This window comes from Bacillus sp. B28, from assembly GCF_029536185.1.
Taxonomy (GTDB): Bacteria; Bacillota; Bacilli; order Bacillales; family Bacillaceae; genus Bacillus; species Bacillus halotolerans.
The window spans coordinates 1,843,644-1,855,175 of the sequence record NZ_CP120511.1 but is presented as its reverse complement, the minus strand read 5'-3'; the positions used below and the strand labels follow the sequence as shown (position 1 = coordinate 1,855,175).

The window sequence follows — 11,532 nt, the reverse complement described above, 5'->3', positions numbered from 1 at the left end:
CTCCTCTCTTATTTGAAAGTTTTCCAAAACATTTCTTTAGGAGCACCCTTGTCTGAAAACCCTTGTCCCCGCTCAGTTTGAGCTGATAGGGCTCGATTCTCTGTTAAAACGGGCCGCCGATGCAGTGCCGGCAGCGGCAAAGGCTTTCTTCTGATCGGCCGATCAGCCGAGTCATCCCAGGCTTCTATAATCAAGTGGGCATTCGTTCCTCCATCGGCAAAACAATTGATCGCTGCAGCCGGCGTTTTCTCCTTCCACTCGGCTTGTGTTTTACAAAAGTACAAATCCGTTTCCTCAATATTAAAATGCGTCATTTTCTCATCACCTGACAGGAACGGAACCAATTGTCTATGTTTCAGCATCAAAGCGACCTTAATCAGGCTTGCTATCCCTTCTGCGCATAAAGGGTGGCCGATGTTAGGTTTAACCGACCCCAATCCTAAGGGAGCATTGCAGTGGGAACGGTAAATCGCTTGAATCGCCTTAAGCTCAAGCAAGTCCGTCACAACTGAACCAGATCCATTTGCTTCGAGATAACTGATTTCTTCAGGCTTTTTGCCGCTTTTCTCAAGCGCCGACAGCATCACGTCCTTTTGCGCCTCAAGATTCGGCGCGGACGGGCCTGCCGTTCTTCCGTCATTGTTTACAGCTGCGGCTTTAATGACAGCATAAATGGAATCTCCGTCTTCAAGTGCTTGGCTGACCGTTTTGACTAAAACCATTCCCACGCCTTCTCCTAAAACGACGCCTTCTGCTCGCTTGTCAAATACATGGAAAGACGGCTTGCCACTTAAAAGTCCGCGTTCCTGAAACATTCGATGTGCATCTGTATCGAGCAAACTGACACCGCCGACAACCGCTGCCTCGATATCTCCGCTTCGTAAAGCCTGAATGGCCATATTCATGCCGACCAATGCAGAGGAACAGGCTGTATCCAGAACAATACTCGGTCCTCGCAAATCAAAAAATTGTGAAATATTAGCGGCTAAATAGTTTTGTCCTCCAGCAACAATCGGATTTCTCGCTTTTGAAAGACTGTATTGATCAGGCTTGTGCTGACTGCGACCTCCTATATAGACACCAGCCCGCATGCCTTTCATTTCCTTTTCGGTGTACCCGGCGTGATACATCAGCTTCAGACTTTCTTCCAATACTGCCAAAGCCTGCGGGTCCATTGCTCTGACATCATCATCGGACATCAGGAAGAAATCAGGATCAAATCGGTTCAGATCCTCAATTACCCCGGCAAAATACGAGCTGGAATTGCCAAAGCGTTCAGGCGGCACAGGTTTGATCTCTGATCGACCGTCACGTATTAAATCCCAGTATGCCTCCAGCGTTTCCGCTCCGGGAAATCGGCATGTCAGGCCAACGATCGCGATGTCTTCTGCATGAAGCGCCGGTTTTATGTCGCTTGCCTTTTGCATTTGCTGTTTCGCCGCGGAAGCCTGATCGGGCGGCAATGATGCCGCATCAGGCACGTGTCCTTTTGAGGCAGCTGAATGTACAGCATCTGGTAAGGCAGATTTATATTCAGAAATCAGCCACTTTGCAAAAGATTCTATTGTGGGGTATTCAAATAAAATAGATGGATCGATATCTCCTTTTAACTTTTGATTAATCTGCTGTAATAGCTGCGCCAAAATAATCGAATCTACTCCGTATTCTTGAAAAGGCTCATCAGTTTCAAGGTCTTCGGCGCCTATCTTCAGCTCGTCAGAAAAAATAGTCACAAGCCATTCTACTGTTCCATGGAACAAGCTTTGAGCGCTGTCTGATTCTCTTGTCTCAGCACGCTGGAAAGCCTTATCCGTCAGTGAGTGCTGCATGAGCTTACCCGGCTGCCATACATCTGTATGGTAAATCGCGGGCAGGACAACAGCTTGTTGTTTTTCAGAAAGAATCTGATCCAGAAGCTGCAATCCCTCCTTGTTATTCAAGCCTAACAGTCCGGTCTGTTCTAAAGCTTTGCTTCGAACCTCGCCTAAGCCGGTCTCCTTCCAATTTGGCCACTGAATGCTGACGATCGGATATTTATCTTTATGTGATTCTGCAAAATAATCCATAAATGCATTCGCCATTGCATAATCAGCTTGTCCGGCCGCAAGCACAGGGACGGTCGCTGATACAGATGAAAATAAAACAAAGAATTGCAGCGGCTCATCTTTGAGCAGGTCAAATAAGGATTGAAGCCCTCCGACTTTCGGCTCCAGCACGGCTTGAATTTCTTCTGCTGATTTTCTTATAAATGCCGGATTATGTTTATTCACTGCCCCGGCACAATGAATCACTCCGCCAATCGCTCCCATCGTTTGCTGAATCGTCTCGATGCTTTGTTTGACAGCAAGCGGATCGGATAGCTGAAGAGACAGTACTTGTACTTGAGCGCCCATTGCTTCCAACTCTTGGATGGCTTTCAATTTCTGAGCAAGCGGCGTGTTTTTCGCTTTAAGAAACTCCCACTGTTCACGCGGGGGCATGACTTCACGGCCGGTGAGAACCAATCGTTTCACCCCGTATGTTTGCACAAAATGACGCGCACACACCAATCCAAGCCCTCTTGTCCCACCTGTAATCAGCAGCACCTGGTCTGACGGAAACGATAATTCTTTTTGATTAACAGCATCTGTTGTTCGCTCGTCCAAATATGCGCGATAACGCCGTCCGTCTCGATAACAGACTTCGGTGTCTCTGCTGTCAGCATAAAATTCATCTGCAATCTGTCTGGCCAGCTCCTTTTCAGCTGTTACATGGTCTGTGTCCATATGTCTTGATGTAAGGTGACTGTATTCACTTTGGAGCATTCGGTATAGACCGGCCCGGGATGCACCGGACAGATTAACAGCTTTATTTTCGTAAGACTCGAGCCCCTTCGTCACACACAAGACAGTCAATTCTTGCTTGTGTTTACGGCCAAACTCAATCAGTTTTTGCAGCCAACTGATCCAGTTTAGCGATTGCTCATGGCTCATTCCGCATCCGATCAAATCCACTGCTCCGCCGACATTTTCCCAGTCGGCGTCTGACAGATGCTCAAGCTCTTGGCTGTCAATGATGCGATAGCTCGAGAAATACTGGGAAAGCTCTCCAGCCAATGACCTTGTTTCTGCGTTTGCCAATATGGCAACCGTTTGGCTCCTACGTTCTGCTGATGTAATCGGGCAATACTGCCACTGTTTTTGTAACAAGCTCTGTTTCGTAGGCCGTGCAGCAGATGGCAATGCCGAACGGCTGTCTTTTTCTGCAGCATCTTCATTAGGCAGCCAATAGTACTCTTCTGCAAACGGATAAGCAGGCAGACTGATTCGGCGAGGCATGTGATCGCCATAAAGCTCGTTCCAGTTTATTCGCAATCCTTTTACCCATAATTCCGCTAGCTTCTCCAGCCTTTTTTTCTCAATCCACGTTTCCAGCAGGGCTTTGGCGTCATTATCTGTTTCAAACACTTTCATTTCACTTTTCTTCGTTTTGACATGCGCGTCATACATTTCTGTATTCGGAATATCTGCAATATAGTCTTCAAGCGTTTTGATAAGCATTTCTCTCGAATCAGCCAAAAATGCCATTCGGTAGTCCATTGGTTCCCGGCCAGTCTGAAGGGTATATGCCATATCATCCAGATTGATATCTTTATTAGAATCTGCGAAGTCTCTCATCGATTGGGCATAAGCCTTCAATTGCTGCCTTTTTTTCGCTGAGAGCACAAATAACTTTGAATGATGGCGATCTGGCAATGGATCATTGTTTCTATCAGACTGATATTCTTCAATCACGAGGTGGGCGTTCGTTCCGCTATATCCAAAAGAACTCACACAGGCCCGCCGCGGTTTTCTATCAGCCGTTTCCCAATGCTTAAGCTCAGTGTTTACATACAAAGGCGATTCTTCAAAATGAAAATGCTCATTAGGTTCAGAGAAGTTCAATGTAGGCACCAGCGTTTTATGTTTCATGCACATCAGCACTTTTTGAACCCCGGCAACACCCGCTGCCGCTGATGTATGGCCAATGTTGCTTTTCACTGAACCGATCGCACAAAATTGCTTTTTGTCTGTTTTCTCTTTAAATACGGTTGACAGCGCCTCTAATTCTATTGGATCTCCTTGTTTTGTTCCGGTGCCGTGCATTTCAACATAGCTAATGCTTTCAGGATGTATGCCATATGTCTCATATATATCCCGTTCCAGATCCATTTGGCTTTTCACGCTCGGTGCCGTAATTCCGTTTGTTTTCCCGTCCTGATTAATGCCCGAACCGATAATAATACCATAGATGTGATCACGATCCGCTTCTGCATCTTTCAGCCGTTTCAAAACGAGTGCTCCTGCCCCTTCTCCGGGAACAAAACCATTTGCGCCATTATCAAATGCTTTGCATTGTCCATCAGGAGACAGCATGCCGGCTTCACACATACTGATGTAAGATTCCGGTGTCAGGTATAAGGTGACTCCTCCCACCAGCGCCATATCAATTTCTTTGTTTACTAATGCTTGACGCGCTAAATGTGTACCGACTAGTGAGGATGAGCATGCCGTATCGATCGGAATCGCCGGCCCTTTTAAATTGAGATAATACGGAATACGCGCTGCCGCTATCGCAAAGCTGTTTCCGGTGGCGCTTGCTCTTGCCTGATTCCGATTCAGCATCACTCCGTATTCATTGCTCATAATGCCAAGATAAACACCGCACTTTTTATTGCTTAACGTTTGCGCATTATATCCGGCATCCTCGAATGCTTTATAGCCTTCCTGCAAAAAGATTCGATGCTGCGGGTCTATCAGTTCAGCTTCTGACGGCGGAATATTAAAAAACAGCGGATCAAAATGTTCAATATCATCCAGCATCCCCAGTGATTTGCAGTAGACTTTCCCCTTTTGATTCAGTGCCGGGTCATAGTATTTGTCTATATCCCACCGTGATTTCGGAATGTCACGGATCGCATTTCTTGCATTGACCAGATGATCCCAATATTCTCTTACATCCTTGGCACCGGGGTATCTGCCTGCCATCCCGACTATGGCTATCGCATCGTCTCGGTAACCTTGATGAGATCGGTCTGGTTTCTGTTCAGGCGCTTTCATCGCTGGCAGCCGAACAGGCTGAATCGAACGCTCCGCGGGTTTCGCTTTTGCTGGTGCTTCAGGCTGTTTATTCTCTTGGAAAAGCTCATCCTCTATTTCTTTACTTCTATTACTATGATTGACAAGCTCGGCTTTTAACATATTTGCAAACTGACGAATTGTTGGATAATCATAAACTTTGGTAACTGAAAATGATGTGCCATATTGCTTATTGATTGCTTTTATCCATTCTAGTCCTGTAATGGAGTCCATTCCGATATCGATAAAGGTGTCATCGATATCGACCTCTTGGGAATCCATGCATAACACTTCAGCAATGCTTTCCTTTAATTCATCATTCAGTGTTTCAATTGTTCCAGCATATTGACTGGAAACAGAAATTTCCGCAGCTGCATATTGAATGTCTTCAACTGGTTTCTGCTGCTCCGGCTCATGATGGCCTAAAGGCTGCAACGAAATATTATCCGGTTTAGATGAGATGGATTCCCGTTGTATCGGTGTATACGTCTCCTCTGATTTTTGCGGATGGTTTTCTGCATTTTCTCCATCAGCTTGTGTGCTTAATTCATCTTTTAAGAAAGCGGCAAAATCACGGATTGTCGGATAATCATAAACCTTGGTCACAAGAAGCGATGTACCAAATTTCTTATTGATTGATTTTATCCATTCAAGACCGGTAATGGAGTCCATGCCGATATCAATGAATGCCTCGTCCGGGTCGATTTCATTTTGATCCATATATAACACGTCTGCTAAGCTTGCCGACAATTCATCACATAAGACTTCAGCAGTTATGGTTTGCTGCTTTCTAACCGGCTGCAGCAGAACAGATGTACTTTGCGGTGTTTCCTGACTGCTTGCCATCAAAGGCTGTAACGAAATATTGGCAGGCTTATCGCTGACTTTTTCCGGAATAAATGGCGCTTGGATGACTGACTGTGGTGTAACAGCCGGCTTCACCGGTCTTTTTTCAACTGTCTTCACCACAGTTTCTTCTATCCAATAACGGTCTCTTGCAAAAGGATAGGCAGGCAAGCTGATACGGCGCGGCTTACCATTTTGATAAAGCATGTTCCAATCGATATTTAACCCTTTGACCCAGAGGTCTAAAAACTTTGCGAATTTTCCTTTGCGAACCCATGCTTCAATTGTCTTCGCCATATCTTCATCAGCCGCAAAAACTGCCATGGTTTCTTTATTTCGCTTCACTTGTCCCCGATATAAGTGATCAATGTGTTCTTTTCCAGATATAAAATCATTCAGCTTTTCTTTAAGCTCCTGCATATTTTCAGCTACAAACGCCAAACGCTCATTCATTGCTTCCCGTCCGACCTGAAGCGTATATGCGATACGAGGCAGATCGGCTTCAGAATAACGCCCATCACGGAGAGCATCCAGCAATCGTTCCGCCCGTTTTTGAAGTATCTCTTCATTTTTTGCTGAGAGCACAATAACAGCCGTCTGTCCCGCTGAAGAATGCTCTGGCTCAGATTTCGAAGCATATTCTTCTATTAGAATATGGGCGTTACCCCCTCCGGCGCCAAATGATGAGAGGCCTGCGATTCGCGGATATTCAATTTCTTTTCCATTTACTTCAATGATCGGCTTCTTCCATTCTTCAAGCTCTTGCTGGACTTTGAATGGAGAATTGAAGAAGTCAATATTCGGATTCAGCACTTTTGAATGAAGGGAAGGCGCCAGCTGTCTGTATTTCATTTGAAGCAATACCTTTGTTAATCCCGCAATGCCCGCTGCACTCTCACAGTGCCCGATATTTGATTTGGCTGAGCCTATGGCACAAAATTGTTTGTCTTTCGTATGTTCTGAGAACACTTTAGCCAGCCCTGTTATTTCAATAGGATCTCCGAGTGAAGTGCCTGTGCCATGCGCTTCGATATAACTGATAGCCCGCGGGTCAATTTGCGCCTCTGTAACCGCCTTTTTAATGACCTCTGCCTGAGCTTTCGGATTAGGGACTGAGTATCCGTTTGTTTTTCCTCCGTGGTTAATGGCTGTGCCCTTAATGACTCCATAAATGTGATCGCCATCTTCAATCGCTTTGGACAATGGCTTAAGGAGTACAGCTCCAACGCCTTCTCCCGGTACATAGCCGTCTCCTCCCTGTCCAAAGCTTTCACACCTGCCTTTGCTTGACATAAATTTGTTCTGTCCAAGCATCAAATATTTATTGGGGTGGATTGAAACATTGACTCCCCCTGCGAAAGCTGCCTCACATTCACCGCGCTGCAAGCTTTGGCAAGCCAAATGTATAGCGGTCAATGAAGAAGAGCACATCGTATCCAGAGCCATACTCGGTCCATGGAAATCGAAATAATAGGATACCCGGTTTGCTACAGAGGATGGATTTCCCGGTAAAGCCAGAGACCGGCCACGCGCTTGTTCTTGCGCTCCGTACAGCTGATATTCTTCGTACATGACACCGACATAAACGCCTACGTTTCCGCCAAGCTCAGCATTCTGTTTACGGCCGAGGTGCTCTCTTGTATATCCGGCATCCTCCATCGTTTCGTAAACACATTGCAAAAATAAACGCTCCTGCGGATCCATTAATTTTGCTTCACGAGGAGAGATATGAAAAAATTGCGGGTCAAACTTATCTACATCCTTAATAAAGCCTCCCCACTTGCTGTACGTTTTTTCTGGTTTGTCCTTATCTTTATCGTAATAGAGACTGTGGTCCCAGCGGTCTTCAGGAATCTCGGTAATACAGTCGTGTCCGTCCCTCAAGTTTTTCCACAGTTCATGGATGTTGTCTGCTTGCGGATAGCGTCCGGAGATTCCGATAATCGCAATCTCTTCCGTTTCTTTTTCAGCAGACTGCTTTTGCCCGTTTCTTTGCATGGGGACGAATCCGGACTTTCTGCGGCGAACCGGAATTTCTTTTTTCTCTTCGGTCTCAGAATCTGGCTTTCTATTTTCCTCTATTGAAGAAGATGTTTCTGATTCAATCCCCAAGATGTGTAACAGCTTTTCTCTATGTGATTCAGTAAAATACTGTGATAATGACCGAATATTGAGGTATTCAAAGAACAAGGTTTTAGACAATGAACCGAATACTTTTTCTAATTGTCCGGTAACATGCATGATCATAATTGAATCGATTCCGTAATCCTCCATTGGAGCTTCGGCGTCAATCTGGCTGACAGGCAGCTTTGTAACTGAGGAAAGCACACTCTTGAAATAATCCTCTGCTTTTTCTCTCAGCATCTCTTCGTCGGCTCCCATCACGGAACTCGCATTTTCAGCATGCTGAATTTCACTTTTGTATTTTCCATTTGGAGATTGTCCATTTCCTGTTTGATCCAAAAATGAATGGATTTTGCTTGCCGCGCCTGCAGCCACCATCAGCTGCGATTTTCCTGAGGCCCACCCATGGTATAATGCCTGAATTCCGTCATCTGTTTCCATGGCGACCATACCCGTATCTCTCGTCAGCATCCTTTCGGTTTCAGCATTAACATGCATGCCCCCGTCTTTCCACAGCGGCCAGCTCATGGCAAGGGTTTTCCCGTAGCGCTTGTGATGTGCTGCTTGGACATTCCGGTACTCGCTGAATGTATTCATAAAAGCATTTGCCATTGCGTAATCCGCCTGTCCTGCACTTCCCACTGTCCCGGCATTTGAAGAAAAAAGGATAAAAAAGTCGAGCGGGATATCTTTCGTTGCTTCGTCAAGATGAATCAGGCCGGTGACCTTTGGAGCGAGCACATCTTGAATCTCGTCTTTCTTTTTCTTAATAATGAAATTATCTTTTATAATGCCTGCGCTATGAATGATGCCATTTAAGCCGCCATATTCCTCTTGAATCTCTTTCGTTAAAGCATAAACAGCTTCTTTTTCAGTCATATCGGTTTGTCTATAAACAACACGTGCGCCCATTTCCTGTAACCTCTGAAGCTGTGACTGCTTTCTTTCATTGAGCGGAGACCTGCCTGTGAGAATCATGACAGCCTCACGCGTTTTGTTTGCAATTTCGTTTGCAAATAGGAAACCGAGTCCCCCTGCACCGCCTGTAATCAGATAAACCCCTTTATCCTTCCATGGCATGTCGGTGCCGGGTTGATCAGCTGCCGCCTCTTTCCATTTGCTTACATACCGTTTTCCTTGCCAATATCGGATATGGTTATCATGAGGATATTGCCTGCATTCTGCTAATTTTTCAGCCAGATCGGTTGCAGATATCCCTGAATCAAATTCAATCAGCTGGCCATTGAATGCTGGGTTTTCCAGCTGGGCCGTTTTGAGAAGTCCCGCTAAGCCGTTTAGCAGCTGCGGTTCATCCAATGCAGGAACAGCGACTTGAACGAGCACATTCCCGCCAGGTTTTGAGTTTAGCAGCTGTTGAATGTCTTCGAATAACTGTAAAGCATACGCTTTAAACCGCTCATGAACTGCTTGCCCGCTTTTTTCCAATACCGTACAGTCAAACTTGTTCCGGATTCTTTCGATTTGCCTTTCTGCCATATCACAAACAATAACTTTATGCCTCTGATATTCCATTAACTCATTTTTCTCTGAAACAGCGGCTTCTTCCCATATATGCTCGAATAAAAGTATGCCAGTTGCTAAATCTGTCTCGTTTTCTAGAGTTCTGGCAGAATAACCTTTCATTCGCACGCATACCTGGCCCGCTTCATTACACAAATCGATGTCAAGCTTCTGAATACGATCCGCAGCGGTACTGTCCTCGCTGTATTTCACGCGGGCCCACATCGAAGGCTCACAATCTTTGAAAATTTGGACATCCTGCAATGCGAAAGGCAGCATTGCTTGGCTTTCTGTCAAACTGGCATCCTCTGTTCCAAGCCTCAGACCGATAGAAGCTTGAAATGCTGCATCAATCATGCTCGGATGCAAAACATAATGATCTTGGGTATGTGAAACGACAGACGGCAAACTCAATTTAGCTAGAGCTTCGTTTGCCCCGACATATATAGTATCAATCGCTCTGTGGCCGTCACCGTACTCAATTCCCATTTCCGCATAAGCGTCATAGCATACAGCAGGCGGCAGAATGCGTCTACTGCAGCTTGCTTTCACCTCTTCAATATTCAGTTTAGGAGCTTCTTCAGTCTGGCAAAGCACAATGCTTCCTTGGCCGTATATCACCGGTTCCTCCCCCGCACTGTCACTCTCCCTGCAGATTTCGAACAAAATATCACCATTGTCTTCCGGATAAAGGTGAACGTATATGTCTGATTGCAGATCTGTGACGGCAACAGGGCGAATCCAAACGATATCCTGAAGACGAATATCTGCATGCATCTGGTTCGCAGCCGCCTTTTCTGCAGCTGCCCGAACCATTTCTAACAAGGCTGCACCGGGTAAAATGTGCTGACCCTTAATGACATGATCCTTTAAGAAAAATTCACGCCCTGTGAACTCTGAACGAAAACGCACGCCCGACATGTCAGACACATTTTCGTGCAAGAGAGGATGAATGGCATGGCCTTGGGTCAAATTCTGTTTTGGCAAGTCAGTCTCTGTCTCTTTCTCCGGCACCCAATACCGCACTTTTGCGAAAGGGTATGTCGGCAAGCTGATCCGCTTAGGTTTGTTTTCCCCGTATAAGAGCTTCCAATCAACCGCAGATCCACCGGCCCATTTTTCAGCGATCAGGTTTAGATTTTCTTGTTCCAGCCATTTATGTACGGTTTCCGCTGAAAGTGAAATATCACCGGTTTCTTTTGTCATTCGGCCCTTCCAGCAATGCTCAATGGTTTCCTGTCCTTTTAGATATGCTTCTAATTGACCTCTCAATTCTTGAATCCCGCCTGCCAAAAAAGCAACCCGCTCTTCCATCGGCTCACGGCCAATCTGCAATGTATAAGCCACATCTCTGATTTCAAGACCCTCATGAAGAAAATCGAGGAGACGTTCCGCATACACATGAAGACGTTCTTGATTCCGGGCAGAAAGCGGAAGAATCACCGGTGTGGTGTCACATACAGACATGGTCTGCTCCGCTGCTTCAGGAATGTATTCTTCTAAAATCATATGTGCATTAGAACCCGTTGCACCGAACGAACTGATGCTTGCCCGGCGCGGATAGATGATTCTCTCACCATTCTCATTGATAACAGGCTGCTTCCAAGTTTCGGTTTTATGCTGCACATAAAATGGCGACTTTTCAAAGTCAACGTACGGGTTCAGCTCTTCTGAATGCAAAGAAGGCACGAGGGTTTGATGGTGAAGCTGAAGGGCGACTTTGCTTAAACCGCTGATACCTGCGGCGGATTCCGCATGCCCGATATTTGACTTGACAGAACCGATTGAACAGAACTGACGATCCTCTGTATATTGGCGGAACGCTTTTACCAGACCCTGTAATTCGATCGGATCTCCTAAAGACGTACCGGTTCCGTGCGCTTCCACATAACTGACAGTCCGCGGGTCAATCCCTGTTTTCTCCAAGCATGTCTCAATCAGATCA

The 11,532-nt window shown here is 45.9% G+C and carries 1 protein-coding gene (cut by a window edge); it reads right to left on the bottom strand.

All coding sequences use genetic code 11. The annotated features are described in order from the left end of the window. Positions 1 to 8: 8 nt before the first annotated feature. Positions 9 to 11,532, bottom strand: partial view of a type I polyketide synthase gene (locus P3L57_RS09225; protein ID WP_264798567.1) — the 3' portion only. 2,210 nt of this gene lie beyond the right edge of the window; only the last 11,524 of its 13,734 coding nucleotides appear in the window; its start codon lies beyond the right edge, outside the window; the stop codon is at positions 9 to 11.